17 protein-coding genes are annotated in these 15,802 nt (G+C 67.7%); 7 read left to right on the forward strand and 10 right to left on the reverse strand.

The window, feature by feature from the left end; genetic code table 11:
* Window positions 1–142 precede the first annotated feature (142 nt).
* Together ATE62_RS10780 and ATE62_RS10785 are read left to right on the forward strand one after the other, a co-directional pair.
* Window positions 143–2,452 carry a TonB-dependent receptor gene (locus ATE62_RS10780; protein ID WP_082662739.1) on the forward strand — a complete coding sequence of 770 codons (2,310 nt, stop codon included), beginning with the start codon at window positions 143–145 and terminating at the stop codon, window positions 2,450–2,452.
* Window positions 2,452–3,705: a cytochrome P450 gene (locus ATE62_RS10785; protein WP_058808435.1), complete on the forward strand. Its 1,254-nt coding sequence runs from the start codon at window positions 2,452–2,454 to the stop codon at window positions 3,703–3,705. The genes ATE62_RS10780 and ATE62_RS10785 overlap by 1 nt, the downstream gene beginning before the upstream one ends.
* A 13-nt stretch (window positions 3,706–3,718) precedes the next feature.
* Here ATE62_RS10785 and ATE62_RS10790 read toward each other — a convergent pair whose 3' ends face one another.
* The 3 genes from ATE62_RS10790 to ATE62_RS10800 all read right to left on the reverse strand — a co-directional run bounded on the left by ATE62_RS10790 (window position 3,719) and on the right by ATE62_RS10800 (window position 6,820).
* A complete protein-coding gene (locus ATE62_RS10790; RefSeq protein WP_058808436.1) occupies window positions 3,719–4,729 on the reverse strand; it encodes a DUF7065 domain-containing protein in 1,011 nt (336 codons plus the stop codon).
* Window positions 4,726–5,850 (reverse strand): phosphotransferase family protein, encoded by a 1,125-nt coding sequence (locus ATE62_RS10795; protein ID WP_058808437.1) that lies wholly within the window; start codon window positions 5,848–5,850, stop codon window positions 4,726–4,728. Before ATE62_RS10795 ends, ATE62_RS10790 begins: the two co-directional genes overlap by 4 nt.
* 229 nt (window positions 5,851–6,079) lie before the next feature.
* Window positions 6,080–6,820: an SDR family oxidoreductase gene (locus ATE62_RS10800; RefSeq protein ID WP_058808438.1), complete on the reverse strand. Its 741-nt coding sequence runs from the start codon at window positions 6,818–6,820 to the stop codon at window positions 6,080–6,082.
* A gap of 136 nt (window positions 6,821–6,956) precedes the next feature.
* Here ATE62_RS10800 and ATE62_RS10805 point away from each other — a divergent pair, with 136 nt between their 5' ends.
* Window positions 6,957–7,622 carry a TetR/AcrR family transcriptional regulator gene (locus ATE62_RS10805; RefSeq protein ID WP_058808455.1) on the forward strand — a complete coding sequence of 222 codons (666 nt, stop codon included), beginning with the start codon at window positions 6,957–6,959 and terminating at the stop codon, window positions 7,620–7,622.
* A 12-nt stretch (window positions 7,623–7,634) separates the two neighbouring features.
* Here the strand turns inward: ATE62_RS10805 and ATE62_RS10810 are convergent, their stop codons facing one another.
* Window positions 7,635–8,318 carry a TetR/AcrR family transcriptional regulator gene (locus tag ATE62_RS10810; RefSeq protein WP_058808439.1) on the reverse strand — a complete coding sequence of 228 codons (684 nt, stop codon included), beginning with the start codon at window positions 8,316–8,318 and terminating at the stop codon, window positions 7,635–7,637.
* Between the two features lie 244 nt (window positions 8,319–8,562).
* On the opposite strand from ATE62_RS10810, the gene ATE62_RS10815 reads away from it, so the two are divergent.
* Window positions 8,563–8,883 (forward strand): DMT family transporter, encoded by a 321-nt coding sequence (locus tag ATE62_RS10815; protein WP_058808440.1) that lies wholly within the window; start codon window positions 8,563–8,565, stop codon window positions 8,881–8,883.
* On the opposite strand, the gene ATE62_RS10820 is transcribed toward ATE62_RS10815, so the two are convergent.
* The 5 genes from ATE62_RS10820 to ATE62_RS10840 all read right to left on the reverse strand — a co-directional run bounded on the left by ATE62_RS10820 (window position 8,880) and on the right by ATE62_RS10840 (window position 12,959).
* Window positions 8,880–10,523: an alkaline phosphatase family protein gene (locus tag ATE62_RS10820; protein ID WP_058808441.1), complete on the reverse strand. Its 1,644-nt coding sequence runs from the start codon at window positions 10,521–10,523 to the stop codon at window positions 8,880–8,882. The genes ATE62_RS10815 and ATE62_RS10820 overlap by 4 nt on opposite strands.
* Before the next feature lie 253 nt (window positions 10,524–10,776).
* Complete coding sequence (locus tag ATE62_RS10825; RefSeq protein WP_058808442.1) at window positions 10,777–11,187, reverse strand: VOC family protein; 411 nt, start codon at window positions 11,185–11,187, stop codon at window positions 10,777–10,779.
* On the reverse strand, window positions 11,184–11,831 hold the full coding sequence (locus ATE62_RS10830; protein ID WP_058808443.1) for a heme exporter protein CcmB: 648 nt from the start codon (window positions 11,829–11,831) through the stop codon (window positions 11,184–11,186). The genes ATE62_RS10825 and ATE62_RS10830 overlap by 4 nt, the downstream gene beginning before the upstream one ends.
* 115 nt (window positions 11,832–11,946) lie before the next feature.
* Window positions 11,947–12,531 carry a heme ABC exporter ATP-binding protein CcmA gene (gene ccmA / locus ATE62_RS10835; protein WP_058808444.1) on the reverse strand — a complete coding sequence of 195 codons (585 nt, stop codon included), beginning with the start codon at window positions 12,529–12,531 and terminating at the stop codon, window positions 11,947–11,949.
* A complete protein-coding gene (locus tag ATE62_RS10840; RefSeq protein ID WP_058808445.1) occupies window positions 12,528–12,959 on the reverse strand; it encodes a metallopeptidase family protein in 432 nt (143 codons plus the stop codon). Before ATE62_RS10840 ends, ccmA begins: the two co-directional genes overlap by 4 nt.
* A 53-nt stretch (window positions 12,960–13,012) precedes the next feature.
* Between ATE62_RS10840 and ATE62_RS10845 the strand changes: the two genes are divergently transcribed.
* Genes ATE62_RS10845 through ATE62_RS10855 form a run of 3 tightly spaced genes read left to right on the forward strand, consistent with a single transcriptional unit; the run spans window position 13,013 to window position 15,402 of the window.
* A complete protein-coding gene (locus tag ATE62_RS10845; RefSeq protein ID WP_058808446.1) occupies window positions 13,013–13,300 on the forward strand; it encodes a 4a-hydroxytetrahydrobiopterin dehydratase in 288 nt (95 codons plus the stop codon).
* A gap of 4 nt (window positions 13,301–13,304) precedes the next feature.
* Complete coding sequence (locus tag ATE62_RS10850; RefSeq protein WP_058808447.1) at window positions 13,305–13,943, forward strand: YoaK family protein; 639 nt, start codon at window positions 13,305–13,307, stop codon at window positions 13,941–13,943.
* A gap of 58 nt (window positions 13,944–14,001) precedes the next feature.
* Window positions 14,002–15,402: an amino acid permease gene (locus ATE62_RS10855; protein WP_058808448.1), complete on the forward strand. Its 1,401-nt coding sequence runs from the start codon at window positions 14,002–14,004 to the stop codon at window positions 15,400–15,402.
* Here the strand turns inward: ATE62_RS10855 and ATE62_RS23620 are convergent.
* Complete coding sequence (locus ATE62_RS23620) at window positions 15,399–15,800, reverse strand: Mov34/MPN/PAD-1 family protein (RefSeq protein ID WP_197411686.1); 402 nt, start codon at window positions 15,798–15,800, stop codon at window positions 15,399–15,401. The two genes, ATE62_RS10855 and ATE62_RS23620, sit on opposite strands and share 4 nt — an antisense overlap.
* Between the last annotated feature and the right edge of the window lie 2 nt (window positions 15,801–15,802).

Genomic DNA, 15,802 nt, shown 5'->3' on the forward strand with positions numbered 1-15,802 from the left:
AAATGAGCATTTAAATGCGCGCTTGACAGAATAAAATACGACGAATATTAATTTTTGTCGTGTCGCGCTATGCGCCAGTGCGGCGGGACCTGGCAAGCAGAAAGATGGAGCGAAAAGCGCCACGATCTGGAGGGAGAGGAAGATGCATAAGGCTGTATTGATGGCCGGGGTCGCCATCGCCACCATCGGTGTTTCGCCCGCTTGGGCCCAGAGCGCCGCGCCGGCCGGCGCCGCCGAAGAGGACAGCGGTCTCGTCGATATCGTCGTGACCGCGCAGCGCCGCTCCGAAAATCTCCAGAAGGTCCCGGTCGTGGTCACCGCGGTCGAACCCGATGTGCTGGAGGCGCGCAACGTGTCGACGCTGCAGGACCTGCCCAAGCTGACGCCGTCGCTGACGGTGCAGAACCAGGCGAGCAACGTCACCCCCTTCATCCGCGGCGTCGGCTCGACCGTCACCGGCGCGGGGCAGGCGGCGAGCGTCGCCACCTATGTCGACGGCGTCTATATCTCGACGCTGACCAGCGCCGCCTTCGACCTCGACAATGTCGAACAGGTGCAGGTGCTCGAAGGACCGCAGGGTTCGCTCTATGGCCGCAACGCGACCGGCGGCGCGATCGTCGTCACGACGAAGACGCCGCGGCCGGGCGATCCGCTCTCGGGCCGCTTCCGCGCCGGTTATGGCAATTACGACAATCGCGAAGCCTCGGCGATCGTCTCGGGCGGGCTCGGCGACATGTTCGCCTTCTCGGTCAACGGATCGATCCGCAAGCGCGACGGCTATATCAGGAACCTCAACGCGCCGGGCACGGGCAGCAGCAACGACGATTTCTACGACCGCGATTCGAAGTCGATCGGCGCCGTCCTGGTGTACAAGCCGTCCGAACAATTCGACCTGGTGCTGCGCGCCCAGCATTTCGAATCCGACGACCGGTCGGGGCAGGGCTATCAGGCGGTCGGGCTCGACATCGACGTCGGCGGCACCGGCCTCAACGGGTCGCAGCTCTATTATGCGGGCTTCCTGCAAAGCTTCGGCGTGCCCGCCGCCGATGCGCTGGCGGCGGCGGCGAACCTGCGCTTCAGCAACCGGCACGGCGCGACCTATGAGAATGAAGCCAATGGCTCGACGCGCGGTATCCTGCGCCCCGGCCCGGCAGGCTCGTTCGTCCAGCTCAATACCGAAACCTATTCGGCCAAGGCCACGCTCGACCTCGGCTCGGTCGAGGTCAGCTCGCTGACCGCCTACCAGACCGCCGAATCGCTGTCGGCCACCGAAATTCTCTTCGCCGACCCGACCAGCTATCCCGCCGGCTTCCAGGGCGGCACGGTCGGCTTCACCGGCGATTTCCCGTCGCGCACCTGGCAGCAGGAATTCCAGATCGCGTCGGTCGATTCGCCCGTCCAGTGGATCGCGGGCGTGGTCTATCTCGACGCCGCGGGCGACGTGCTGCTCACCGGCGACCTGCCGCCGCTGTCGGCGCTGACCGCCGACAACCGCTGGCAGAACAAGTCGATCGCGGGTTTCGGCCAGATCACCGTGCCGATCACCGATCGGCTCAGCATCACCGCGGGCGGGCGCTACACCGACGAAAAATATACCAGCGACGACTTCATCTCGCTCACCGACCCGCGCAACGTGTTCGGCACCCCGAACCAGGGGCGGCAGGTGCTGAAGGGATCGAAGTTCACCTATACCGGCCGCATCCAGTACGACACCGGCGATCTGCTGCTCTATGCGGGGGTGTCGACGGGGTTCAAGGGCGCGACGCTCTCGAACACCAACCTGCTCAGCCCCGGCGTGACGCCCGAAACGATCACCTCGTTCGAGGGCGGCGCGAAGATCCGCCTGTCGCCCGACGCGCGGCTCAACCTCGGCGCCTTCCACTATGATTATGGCAATATCCACATCGCCTACACCGACTCGGCGAGCGGTTCGAACATCCTGGTGAACGGCACCGGCGCCAAGATCAGCGGCGCACAATATGACCTGTTGTGGCAGGTGTCGCCGATGTTCAGCCTGCGCTCGAACGGTTTGGTACTCGACACCAGCTACGACCGCGACGTCCAGTCGGCGGGTGGGGCGGGGGTGCTCTTCATCAAGGGCAATCGCCTCGCGGGCGCACCGAAATTCGCGCTGTCGCTCGGCGCCGACGTCAAATTGCCGGTCGGCGACGGCGAGCTCAAACTGTCGGTCGATGCCTCGCACAACGACGGCTATTATTTCGATGCCGAGAATCTGACCGGCACCGGCGGCGCGACGGCGCGCAGCATGCAGCTCGTCGACGCCAGCCTGACCTATACCGCCCCCGACGAGCGCTGGCTGGTCTCGCTGTTCGCGGCGAACATCACCGACGAGAAATATTTCGACAGCGGCCTGCCGATCAGCGGCCTCGTGCGCAACGCGCGCGCGGCACCGCCGGCGACCTATGGCGTGCGCGTCGGGTTCAACTTCTGATGGCGACGATCGCGCCGCCGATCGACGACGACGCGATCGTCGACCCCGCGACCTACGCCGACCCCGACACCTATGACCGGCTCTTCGCGCGGCTGCGCGAGGAGGATCCGGTCCACTGGACCGCGCCTGCCGACTATCGTCCCTTCTGGAGCGTCACCAAATTCGCCGACATCCAGGAGGTCGAGCGCAACGCCGCGCAGTTCCTCAACGCGCCGCGGATGATGCTGCGGCCGTTGTCGGTCGAGGAGCAGGTGCGTAAATTGACCGGCGGCAGCGCGCTGATGCTGCGCGACATCGTCCATATGGACGGCCGCGACCATATGGCGCACCGCAAGCTGACGCAGGCCTGGTTCATGCCGGCGCGGCTGAAGGCGCTCGAGGAGGATCTGCGCGCGCTCGCCCGCCATTTCGTCGGCCAGATGATCGAGCGCGGCGGCAGCTGCGATTTCGTCGACGATGTCGCGGTCTGGTATCCGCTGCGCGTCATCATGCGCATCCTTGGCGTGCCCGCCGAGGACGAGGCCAAGATGCTGGTGCTGACGCGCGACATCTTCGGCCCCGACGATCCCGACGTGCGTAAGGGCCCGAAGCCGGACCTCGCGACGACGATCAAGGGCTTCACCGACTATTTCGCCGCGCTGACCGAGGCACGCCGCCGCGATCCATCGGACGATATCGCGACCTTGCTGTCGACTGCCGAAGTGGACGGACAGCCGATCGGCACGCTCGAGCTGATGTCCTATTACATCATCATCGCGACCGCGGGGCACGACACGACCAGCTCGACGATCGCGGGCGGGCTGCTCGCGCTGCTCGAGAACCCGGGCGAGATGGCGCGGCTGCGCGCCGATCCGTCGATTCTTGCCGCAAACGGCGTCGACGAGATGGTGCGCTGGGTGACCCCGGTGAAGCATTTTTTCCGCACCGCGGTCGAGGATTATGAGCTGCGCGGGAAAAGGATCAGGGCGGGCGACCACCTGATGCTGTGCTACCCTTCGGCAAACCGCGACGAAGAGGCCTTCGCCGATCCCTTCCGCTTCGACCTGTCGCGCCCGCCGAACCGGCACCTCGCTTTCGGCTATGGCCCGCACCTCTGCCTCGGCCAGCATCTCGCCAAGATGGAGATTCGCATCTTCTTCGAGGAACTGCTCGCGCGCGTCGACGCGATCGAACTCGCGGGCGATCCCGCCTGGGTGGCGTCGAACTTCGTCAGCGGGCTCAAGCGCCTGCCGATCGCCTATAAAGCGCGATAGGCGCCGCCATCGCCTAGGGCTTCCGCACCTCCTGGAAGGCCTGCGCGCGATAGAGGCCGTTCGCCGGCGCGGTGCCGAACAGCATCGGCGGTTCGCCCGTGCCGCCGCGCGCATTGAACATCGTGCTCAGATGCACCCCGCCGGTGCGGCCGTTCCAATGCCCGCGCGCCGGCATGCCGACCTCCAGATAGCGCCCGCCCATGCCGAGGAGGACATTGCCGAGCCCTTCGAGCTCGACGCTGTGCGCGCCGAGCGCGCCGGCGTCGAAGGTCACGCGCGCATCGCGCATCGTCATCCCGTCGAGCGTCACCCCGAAGCGCGCATCCTGGGTCAGCGGCCGCGCGAGCTCGCCACCCTGGATGACGAAGCCGGTGCGGTTGCGCTTGCCCGAAAAGGTGATCGACTCGCTCATGCTGAAGATCAGCTCGGGGCCGAACGAGCCGACGAGCCAGAAGAAGGTCGCGAGCGCCGCTTCGGGATCGTCGTGCTTGCGCACCCCCCAGCTATGGTCGCGGTGGCCGAAGCCGTCGACCGCCCAGCGCCGCTCGCCGATCCGCATCGTCCCGCGCACGCGCCCCGCGACCTCGGTGTGCATCGACGCGAATTTCTCGCGGAAACCGCCGGTCAGGCCCGACAGCGCCCAGGCGTCATAATGCGGGTGGAGATTTTCGACATGCAGGTCGAGCGAACAATCCGTGTCTTCCGCCACCCAGCGGTTGGTCGCGCTGTCGAAAGTCGCGGTGAGAAAGCCGTCGATCGCGAACCCGCTCTCGAAGCGGTCGCCGTCGCGCATCGGCACGTCGAGCCGCGAGCGGTTATAGCCCATTCCCGGCGCCACCACGCCGAAGGTGCAATTGCCCGTCCCGAGGTTGGGGTGATGGCCGATGCGGATGAATCCGCCCAAGCCTTGCTCGATATCCTGGAAGCAGAGCACGACGCTTTCCTGCCAATGCGCATCGGCTTCGGGGGCGTGCGGCCATTCGTCCTCGACCGGCAGGACGATTATGTCGGCGGCGGGGATCATGCGTCGATCCCCGGTACCAGCGCCGCCAGCCGCTTTCGCGACGCGGTCCAATAGGTCCGCTCGACGTCGGCGAGTTCGGGCGGCAGGCGGCTCATGCCCATCGAGGCGAAGACCGCGAGCCGCCATTCGCCCAGCACCTGCGCAAAATCCCAGTCGTCGAGCTTGCCGCGCGCTTCCGCATAAGCCGCAATCATCTCGTCGGGCGCGGGGATGCCCTCGACGGGCGGCGCGAGCAGCGCGAAATGCGCGATGCCGGCGATCTGATAGGCAAGGTCGGCCTCGCCGACGCCCGGATGCGCCAGCTCCCAGTCGAGCAGCGCGACGACCTTGCCGTCTTCGCCATACATGAAGTTCGAGATATTGGCGTCGCCATGCGCGAGTTCGGGCGCGCGGTGGCGCGGCGCGTTCTCGGTCAGCCAGTCCGCAACCGTCTCCAGCGTCTCGCGAATGTCGCGGTAGAAATCGGCTTTCGCCCCGGCCGCGGCAGGCGGGATCGTCCGCCGCAGCTCGATCAACGACCAGCTTATCTCGCGATCGAGATAATGGCCGGCACCGCCGCGCTGCGCGAAATGCTCGTCGGCAAGACCCTCGGGCGGGGTCTTGTGCATCCGTGCGAGCGTCCGCGCCGCTTCGAGCAGCATCGCGTGCCGACCGGCCGCATCGACGGCCATATAGGGGCCTTCGTTGAAGGGCATGGTGCTCGGTGCGATCCCCTCGATCCGTTCCATGAACAGCCCGGGCTTGCCGTTCACCGCACCGTCGGCATCGAGCCAGAGCGCCTTGGGAACGGGGAGCCCGCGCGCGTGCAGGCCCTGCATGATCGAAAATTGCGGCGGCAGCGAATATTGGCTGAAAAAGGCGCCGCCCAGGTCGTAGCGGAAGACGAGCCTGCGCACCTGCCGGGTGCCGTTCGCCTCTATCTCGGCGTCGAAAAGGATCGTTCCGCTCGATGCGCCCGCCGAGCGGCGGCCCGAATCGATGCTTATGTCGGCGACCGTTCCGCCGACATCGTCCTGCCGCGCCAGGAATCTCTCCAGCCCCGCGGCGACGCGATCGTCTTCGCCCGTTTGCGTCGCCCCCGTGATTGCACGGCTGGCCGCCAGCGCATTGTCTTCCGCCATTGATCTCTCCCGAACCTCTCCAACGATCCGGCGGCAAAAATGCGACGAATATGAAATTTTGTCAAATTATTGATCGGATCGCGCAGCGTCGAGCCTTGCAACCTCGTCGCCGCTGCCGGTTGAAACCGGCCAGCCCGGGCCGAAATTCCCCGCAGGGAAGCCCGCCCCGGGCTGGTCGCGCGATCCGAAACCCTGCCGCGCCGCCGCATCGCTTTCGGCAGGGAAGAGGTTAGGCGTTGATCCCGCCGTCGACGGTCAGCGTTGCGCCCGTGATCTGCCGCGCCGCCGGGCTGGCGAGGAAGGCGACGGCGGCGGCGACATCGGCGGGTTCGCCATAACGGCCGAGCGGCGTCTGCGCGCGCAGGACGTCGGCCTGCTCGCCCTCGGCGGGGTTCATGTCGGTGCCGGTCGCGCCCGGCTGGACGAGGTTGACCGTGATGTCGCGCGGGCCGAGTTCGCGCGCGAGGCCGCGGGTCAGCGAGATCTGCGCCGATTTGGTCGCCGAATAGACGGTGACGCCCGGCGCGACGACGCGATCGGCGAGCGACGAGCCGATGAAGACGATCCGGCCGCCCTCGCCGAGATGCGGGATCGCCGCCTTGGCGAGCAGGATCGCCGCGCGCACATTGACCGACAGGAGCGCGTCGATGTCGTCGAGGCTCATCTCCTCGACCGCGCCGCCGCGCGCGATTCCGGCGTTGTTGACGACGATGTCGAGCCCGCCGAGCGCCGATACCGCGCCCGCGACCAGCCGCTCGATCGCCGCCGGATCGGCGCTGTCGGCCTGGATCGCGACACCCTTGCGGCCCGCCGCCTCGATCTTCGCGATCACCGCTTCGGCAAGGTCGGCGCTGCGCTCGTAACCGATCGCGACGTCGGCGCCCTGTTCGGCAAGCGCCAGCGCGATCGCGGCACCGATGCCGCGCGAGCCGCCGGTGACGAGGGCGCGTTTTCCTGCAAGATTGCTCATGTCTCTGTCCTTCATTGGGGGAGGTCTTCCCTGGATGGCATGCCGCCGGTCGACGCCATGGCTATTTTTGTAGCGAACGATACATAATTAGGGTGAAGCGTTGCGCAAGGGGTGCGCCGATATTATGTATCGATCGATGCAAAAAGACGGTGATCTGCCCCGAAGCGACGATGAAAGCCCGGCCCGCGGGCGCGGGCGGCCGCGCGCGTTCGACCGCGAGGCGGCGTTGTCCGCTGCGACGCGGCTGTTCTGGACCAGGGGGTATGAGGCGACCTCGATCGCCGACCTGACCGATGCGATGGGCATCGGCGCGCCCAGCCTCTATGCGGCGTTCCGGTCGAAGGACGCGCTCTTTGCCGAGGCGGTCGATTTTTATCAGCGGACCTATGGCGGGCTGGTCTGGTCGCGCTTCGAAGCTGCGGACAGCGCGCGCGAAGCGGTCCGCGCGCTGCTGATGGATTCGGCCGCGGCGCTGACCGGCGGGGTCGTCGACATCCCCTTTGGCTGCATGGTCACGCTATCGGCGGTCGGCAGCGAAGGGCATCCCGAGCTCGGCGACCTGGTCCGCGCGGCGCGTCATATCGGGTTCGAACGGATCGGCGACCGGCTGCGTCGCGCCATCGCCGGGGGTGAAATTCCCGCGGCGACCGATGTCGCAGCGCTCGCGCGCTTCATTCAGGCGGTGCAGGTCGGCATGTCGATCCTCGCCCGCGACGGGGTCGGCGAGGCCGAGCTTCGTGCGGTCGCCGAGGTGGCGATGCAGGGCTGGGACGCGCGGGTCGCGGGTGCCGGCAACGGGTGAGCGCGGCGCGACCTAGCGACCGGCCGCCGCTACGCCGCGCATGATCGCGGCGACCATCGGCGCCATCAATTCCCTGCAATCGCGTCCGAAGACGAGCTTGCGCGAGGCTTCGAGCGAGACGAGGCCGTGCAGGCTCGCCCAGATCAGATGCGCGGCGTTCATCGGATCGCCGCGCTCGCCCGTCTCGGCGAAATAGGCCTCGACGACCTCGAGCACGACGTTCCACGCGCCCGACTGGCGGCGGATCGCGTCGCCGAAATCCTCGAGCATCCGGCCCGGATTGTCATAGACCCAATAGTCGAACATCAGCCGGTAGGCGCGGCGCTCGCGGAGGCCGAATTCGAGATAGGCGGTGAGCATCGCCTCGAGCTTTTCGCGGCCGCTGTCGGCCTCGCCGACCGCCCCGCGCAGCGCCGCCTCGAAAGCCAGGAACGCGCGCGTGCGCAGTTCCTGGAGCAGATGGTCCTTCGTCGGGAAATATTTATACGGCATCATCGGCGAGGCGCCGATCACCCCCGCGATCTCGCGCATCGAGATCGCGTCGATGCCGCCGCGGTCGAACAGCGTCAGCGCCGCGCCGCAGATGCGGTCGCGCGCGGCGGCGTGCGCGACCCGCAGGTCTTCGGCCGATGCGGGCGGACGGCCGCGCCGCTTTTTGACGGGCGCCGCATCGGCAAGGGTCTTCGCTGTCGGCAAGGTCTGCTGCTCCCGGGTCGCCGGACCCGCCCGGCGCCGGGAGATCCTATTCGTCCTCGGCCGCGCTTGGCAAATGGAAGCGCGATCGCGCGCGCTGGAAGGAGTGGACCGCGATCCCGGACCTTGATAGGGGAAATCCCGTCCTGCCTTCCCGGCAGGCGATGACCAAGAGGCCACGTCCTCGCCCGCATCGGCGGGTCTTCAGGTCCGGGACGGCCCGGCAGCGCTCGAAGGAGACTGCCCGATGGCATGGTTCTATCTCATTATCGCCGGCCTGTTCGAAATCGTCTGGGCCTTTGCCATGAAACAATCGGACGGCTTCACGCGCCCCGGCGCCACCGCGGTGACCATCGCCGCGATGATCGCCAGCTTCGCTTTGCTCGCGCTCGCGATGCGGACGCTGCCGCTCGGCACGGCCTACACGATCTGGACCGGGATCGGCGCGGTCGGCGCCTTCGTGGTCGGCATCGCCGTGCTCGGCGAAGCGGCGAGCATGATGCGCATCCTCGCCGCGCTGCTGATCGTCGCCGGGCTGGTACTGATGAAGCTGTCGTCGCCCGCCTAGCGAGTCTCGAGGCCGTCCAGCATCGCCTTCATCTTCGCGACATAGGCGCTGGCATGCGCGTGCGTCGTCATCCGGTGAAAGTCGGCGACGATATCGGCGATCCCGCGCGCACCGTCCTTTTCGGCCAGTTCGATCTCGGCTTTCAGCAGCACGTGCAGGAAGCCGATCATATTGCCCGAGCGCGGCAACGGCAGCTCGCCGGGCGGCGAGGGCGGCGGAGTGCCGCGCGCCGGCGGCTTCGCCGGATCGGGCAGCACCGCCGGAATGTCGCTCCGCGGCGCGGGCTCGCTGAGCAGGTCCCACAGGTCGTTCGCCTGCCGGTCGCGCTCGGTCAGATGCTTCAAGCCCAATTTCGTGCGCAGCGTCGCGAGGATCGACGTGTGGTCGTACAGCGTCGTGTCGACCTTGCCCTTCGGCACCCAGGGCGAGACGATCACCGCGGGCACGCGCACGCCGTAGCGGCTGAAATCGAAGCAGTAGCGGTTGAGATATTCCTGCCCCTTGGGCGTCGTGTCGCCGGGTTGCACCGCACGGCCGGGGACGACGCTGTCGTAGAAGCCGCCATGCTCGTCATAGGTGATGATCAGCAGGCTGGTGTCGCGGATCGGCGATTCCGGACCGAAGATCGTCTCATAGACGAATTTGATCAGCGCCTCGCCGCCATAGCAGTCGTCCTCGGGATGCTGCGACGATCCGCCGACATAGCGCGGGCCGTCGAAACTCCGGCCATCGGGGTCATGCTGCTTCGAAAAGAAGCTCGCGCCGAAATTGGGCTCGATGAAGGTATAGGGAATCGCGGCATAGGCGGCGCTGCCGTCGGCGCGCCGCGCGTGCACGTCGCCCTTGAACCAGCCCAGCGACCAGATGTCGGCGAGGCTGAGGCCCTTCAGCGACGCGACCTGCGATATCCAGCCGCCCTGCCACCAGGGCGAGGGCTTGTCGCTGAAGGCATTGCTCTTGTCCTGATACAGCCGGAAACGGTGCCCCGCGGCTTTCAGCGCGTCGAAGATCGAGCCATTTTCATATTCGAAGCCGCGCAGCGTCTCCCACGGCAGTTCGCTGTTCATCTCGGGGCTGACGTCCATCCCCGCCGACGACCCGCCATGGACGAAGAAGCGATTGGGCCAGGTCGGCCCGGGCAGCGAGCTGTGCCACGCGTCGCACACCGCGAATTCCTGCGCCAGCCGGTAGAGCACCGGCAACTGTGCCCTGGTGTCGAAACAGCCCATGATGTCGCCATAATGCGCGGGGTCGGGCGTTCCCGTCGCTTCGCTGGTCGAGGTCGCATAGCTGCTGACGAAGCCGCTGAGGTCGATCGCGGGATAATGGCACTGGCTGCAATCGACGGGGTGCGGGTCCTTCTTGGTCCCCTTGTCGCATTTTTCCAGATAGGCGGTGGCCGCCTCGGCGCCGCAGAGTTGCTGGAGCACATCGGGAAATTCATGCCCCGGATCGGTGGTCATCGACCAAGGCGCGGGGCTGGTCAGCGGATAGCGCACGCCGTTATAGCTGTTCGACGCATCCGCCGGCGCGACTTTCAGTCCGGGCAGCCCCGACCGCCCGAGCATCTGGTCGAACGAATGATTCTCCAGCATCAGTACGAAGATATTGGTGATCGCGGCCTTGGCGGTATCGGACATGATCGCTTCCCCCCGGAGTCGAATTGGCACCGACATTGCGCCTGCGGCCGCGAATAGGGAAGGGTGGTTGGGGATTATTGGCGCGATATTTTGAGGCAAAAAAAAACGCTTTCCTAATAAATCCGGCGATGATCTACCCTGCCGGATGAAGGCCATGCCCATCCCCAGCGCCATGCGCCCACCGCTAACCCCTTGTTCGCGCACGCGATGGGGCGTCAACTTAGTCAACTTCCGCGCGAAACTCGCCGGTCATTCATCCCGGCTTGCGAAACTCGATCAGGTCCCATTTGTTGCCGTAAAGGTCGAGGAACACCGCCACCGTGCCATAATCGGCCTCCAGCGGCTCGCGCGCGATCCGCACGCCCCTGTCCAGCAGGTGCTGGTAATCGCGGGCGAAATCGTCGGTCTGCAGGAACAGGAAGACGCGCCCGCCCGACTGGTTGCCGATGAATTCGGCCTGCTCCGCATTCGCCGCGCGCGCCAGCAGGATCGTTGCGCCGCCCGGCGGATTGCCCGGCGGCGCGACGAGCACCCAGCGCTTGTCCTGCGCCGGCTGATAATCGTCGGCGACCAGCGTGAAACCAAGCGTGCCGACATAGAAATCGATCGCCTCGTCATAGTCGCGCACCACCAGCGCGACATGCGCGAGCGACTGGCGCGTCATTCGCGGAGGCCCCGAAGCGCCGCGCCCGCGGCGAATGGCCCGATCACCGTCAACAACAGGCTCACCGCGCCGAGCAGCTTCACCGCGCCGCGCCCCGACGGATCGAGCATCCCCGCGCCGAAGATCAGCAAGGGCACCGCCAGCGGCAGCACGAGCAGCCCGCCGATCGCACTCCCGCCCTTGAGCCCCGCGGTCAGCGCCGCGCTCAGCACCGCGAGCGAGGCGAGGGCAGGCACGGCGATCGCGATGCCGGTGGCCAGCGTCTCGACGCGCGCGCTATCTTGCGCCAGCAGGGCCGCGGCCGGAAAGAGCGCGATCAGTAGCGGCAGCCCGAAACCGATCGCATGCGCGGCGATCTTGACCGCCGCGACGACCTCGTCGGCGACCCCGCGCACCGCGAGCTGGTCGAGCACCCCCGCGTCGCGGTCGGGCCGCACCAGCCGGTCGATCGGGAGCAGCGCTGCGAGCAGCGCCGCGACCCAGACCATCCCGCCGCCCGCGCGCTGCAGCAGCGGCGCATCGGGCCCGACCGCGAAGGGAAAGGCCGTCGCCACCAGCAGGAAGAACAGCACCGGCAGCCACAGCGCGCCGCTGCCCCATGCGCGGCGAAGGTCGCGCCAGAAGAGGGCGATGAGCATCGTCACGTGCTCACCTCGTCATTGCGAGGAGCGTAGCGACGCGGCAATCTCCAGCCATCGGCCTTGCGCCATGTTTCGAGCCGGAGATTGCTTCGCTTCGCTCGCAATGACGGCGATCGGGTCACGCCAGCGCCCCCATGTCGAGCTCGGCCAGATCGGGCACGCCCAGCGCGAAATGCGACGCCAGCAGCACCGCGCCGCCATTCGCGCGGTGCGTCGCGACCGCCGCGACCAGCCGCGCCTGCGCCGCATCGTCCATGCCGTTGGCGGGCTCGTCGAGCAGCCAGATCGGCGCGCCGCTGGCGATCACCCGCACCATCGCGGCGCGCTTGCGCTGTCCGGTCGACAGCATCGCCACTGGCACCTCGGCGAGCGGGTGCAGCGCCATCGCTTCCATCGCGCGGTCGACCGTGTGGCCGTCGACGGTGTCGACGCGCGCCCAGAAATCGAGCGCGCGGCGCAGCGGCAGCTCGGCGTCGAGCGCCGCCGCCTCGTCGATCAATGCCACCCGCCCGAAGCGTTCGACCGTCCCCGCCGCCGGGCGCAGCAGCCCCGCGGCCAGCCGGATCAGGCTCGACTTGCCCGCGCCATTGGGGCCGCGCAGCCACAGGGCTTCGCCGGGCGCCAGCGCCAGCGACAGGCCCTCGAACAGCAGCCGGTCGCCGCGGATGCACGCCACATCGTCCAGCCGCAGCAGCGCCGTCACGCCATGTCCTCGAGCGCGTGCATATCGTCGTCGGACAGCCCGAAATGATGCCCGAATTCGTGGATCAGCACATGGCGCACCAGCCAGTCGAGGCGCTCGCCGCCCTCGATCCATTCGACCAGGATCGGGATGCGATACAGCGTCACGCGGTCGGGCATGCCGCCGCTCGTATCGATGCTGCGCTCGGTCAGCGGTCGCCCTTCGTAGAGGCCGGTGAGGTCATAGGGATGCTCGATATCGAGCGACTTCAGCACCTCGTCCTCGGCGAATTCCTCGATCGCGATCACCACGCCTTTCAGGTGCGGCTTGAAAATCTCGGGCATCGTCTCGAACGCCGCCTCGGCCAGCGCGAACAGCGCGTCGGCGTCGGGGGCGGTGCCGGTCGATGCACCGGGCAGGTTGGGGCGCAGGCTGCTCTTGTCGCTCATCGCGCCCTTCCTTATGGGGAGCGTCGCGCCATTACCAGCGGGGAGACGAAGCGATGGTCCGGAAACTCGACGACGAAGAACGCGCCGCGCTGCTCGCCCGCTTCCCGGGCTGGACGCACGAGCCGCAGCGCGACGCGATCACCCGCCGCTTCAAATTCGACGACTTCGCGCAGGCCTTCGGCTTCATGGCCAGCGTCGCGATCATCGCCGAGAAGATGGACCATCATCCCGAATGGTCGAACGTCTACAACCGGGTCGACATATTGCTCACCACGCACGACGCCGACGGGCTGTCCGAGCGCGACGCGAAGCTGGCCGAGGCGATCGAGGCTTTGCTCTGACGCAATGATCCGCTTCGAACGCGCCCATCAGCATCTGGCGATCGGCATCGCGATCCTCGCGGGCTTCGTCGATGCGATCGGTTTTGTCGAATCGTCGGGTTTCTTCGTCTCCTTCATGACGGGCAATTCGACGCGGCTCGCCGTCGGCCTTGCCCAATGGCAGGGCGCAGCAGCGGTCGCGGGCGGCATCATCATGGTCTTCGTGACCGGCGTGATCGCCGGCTCGCTCGTTGCGGCGCGCGCCGGGCCGCGCCGTTTGCCCGCCATACTTGCGCTCGTCGCGCTGCTCCTGCTGCTGGCGTTGGGGCTGCGCGCCGTGCTTCCGGGCTGGCCGCCGGTGATCTGCCTGGCGCTGGCCATGGGGGTCGTCAACGCGGCGCTCCCGGGGCAGGACGGCGCCGTCGTCGGGGTCACCTATATGACCGGAACGCTGGTCCAGATGGGGCACAAGATCGCCAATGCGCTGCGCGGAGCGGGCGACGGCCGCTGGCTCGCGCATCTCTGGCTGTGGGCAGCGCTGGTCGCGGGCGCCGTTGCCGGGGCGCGGGCCGTGCTGTGGTCGGCGCTGTCCGCCTATGCGCTCGCCGCGCTGATCGCCGCGGCGCTGGCCGCACGCGCCGCGATGGTTGTCCGCGCGGGCTGACGGTCGCTTGCCTTCTCACCCGTCCCGTTTCACAAGCAACCAAAACAGGGGAGCCCGAATGACTGACAGCCTGCTGCGCCGCAAGACCATCGTACCGGAGGAGCAGAAGGGCCCCGCGCTCGCGCGAACCCTCGGCTGGCCGCACCTCGTCGCGCTCGGGGTCGGGGCGATCGTCGGCACCGGCATCCTCACGCTGATCGGCGTCGGCGCCGACAAGGCGGGCCCCGCGGTGATCCTGTCCTTCGCGGTCGCGGGGCTGATCTGCGCCTGCGCCGCGCTCGCCTATGCCGAAATGGCGACGATGATCCCCGCGTCGGGCAGCGCCTATACCTACTCCTATGTCGTGATCGGCGAGCTCATCGCGTGGATCGTCGGCTGGAGCCTGATCCTCGAATATTCGCTGGTGGTCAGCGCGGTCGCGGTCGGCTGGTCGGGCTATGCCGCGCCCTTGCTCGAGGCGTCGCTCGGCGTCCCGATGGCGCTGATGCAGGGGCCCGAACTCGGCGGGATCGTCAACCTGCCGGCGATCGCGATCATCGCCATCGTCGCGGGCATGCTGCTGTTCGGCACGCGTGAGAGCGCGACGGTCAACGCGATCCTGGTGATCGTCAAGATCATCGCGCTTGGCGTGTTCGTCGCGGTCGCCTTGCCCGCCTTCGACGCCGCCAACCTCGAGCCCTTCAGCCCCTATGGCTTCGCCAAGCATATCGGCCCCGACGGGGTCGAGCGCGGCGTGATGGCCGCGGCGGCCATCATCTTCTTCGCCTTCTATGGCTTCGACGCGATCGCCACGGCGGCCGAGGAAGCGAAGGATCCCGACCGCGACCTCAAGATCGGCATCGTCGGGTCGATGTTCGTCTGCGTGCTGATCTACATCGCGGTCGCGGTCGCGGCCGTCGGCGCGATCTCGTACAGCAAATTCGCCAACAGCCCCGAGCCGCTCGCGCTGATCCTGCGCGATCTCGGCAGTCCCACGGCGGCAAAATATCTGGCGATTTCCGCGATCATCGCACTGCCGACGGTGATCCTGGCTTTCTTCTATGGCCAGAGCCGCATCTTTTTCACCATGGCGCGCGATGGGTTGTTGCCCAAGTCGCTCGCCGCGCTGTCGCCGCGTGGCACGCCGGTGCGCATCACCATCTTCACCACGCTCGTCGTCGCGGTGCTCGCGGGCTTCATCCCGCTCAAGGAACTGGCCGCACTTGCGAATGCGGGCACGCTCGCGGCCTTCACCGCGGTGTCGGTATGCATGTTGATCATGCGCCGCCGCGCCCCCGACGCGCCACGCACGTTCCGCACGCCGCTGCCGTGGGTGGTCGGCGGCATCGCCGTGCTCGGCTGCCTCTACCTCTTCGTCAGCCTGCCTGCGCAGACCCAGCTATGGTTCGGGATCTGGAACGTCGTCGGGCTCGCGGTCTATTTCCTGTATTCGCGCGGGGCGGCCGTGGCTGGACGTTAGGCCAGCGGCGGCGGCGACAGCCGCCCGCCCGTACTCCAGAACAGCCGCGCGCGCGCCCGGCTGTCGAGGATCGCGTGCAGCCCGGGCCGGCGCCGCATCGACCAGATGTCGGCCGCCGACGGGTCGTTGCCGCCCCAAAGATGCGTGTGGAAATAGCCGAGCAGCTCGCCGTCGGCGCGCGCCATTGCGGCAGCGATGTCGGCACCGCGCAGCAGGAAGCGCGCGGCGGGCGCCGCCGAACGGTTGGGCAGGGCGATCGCGCCGCCAACCGACAGCCGCGCTGCTTCGCGGACCCCGATCAGCAACCCGCAGCGCTCGCGGCCTGACGGCGCCTCGGCCAGTCGGCACAGCGTCGCCCGGCACCGCGGCGTGAAGGCGACCGCCGGTACGCCCGGCACCG

It is taken from the genome of Sphingopyxis sp. HIX (genome assembly GCF_001468285.1).
Taxonomy (GTDB): domain Bacteria; phylum Pseudomonadota; class Alphaproteobacteria; order Sphingomonadales; family Sphingomonadaceae; genus Sphingopyxis.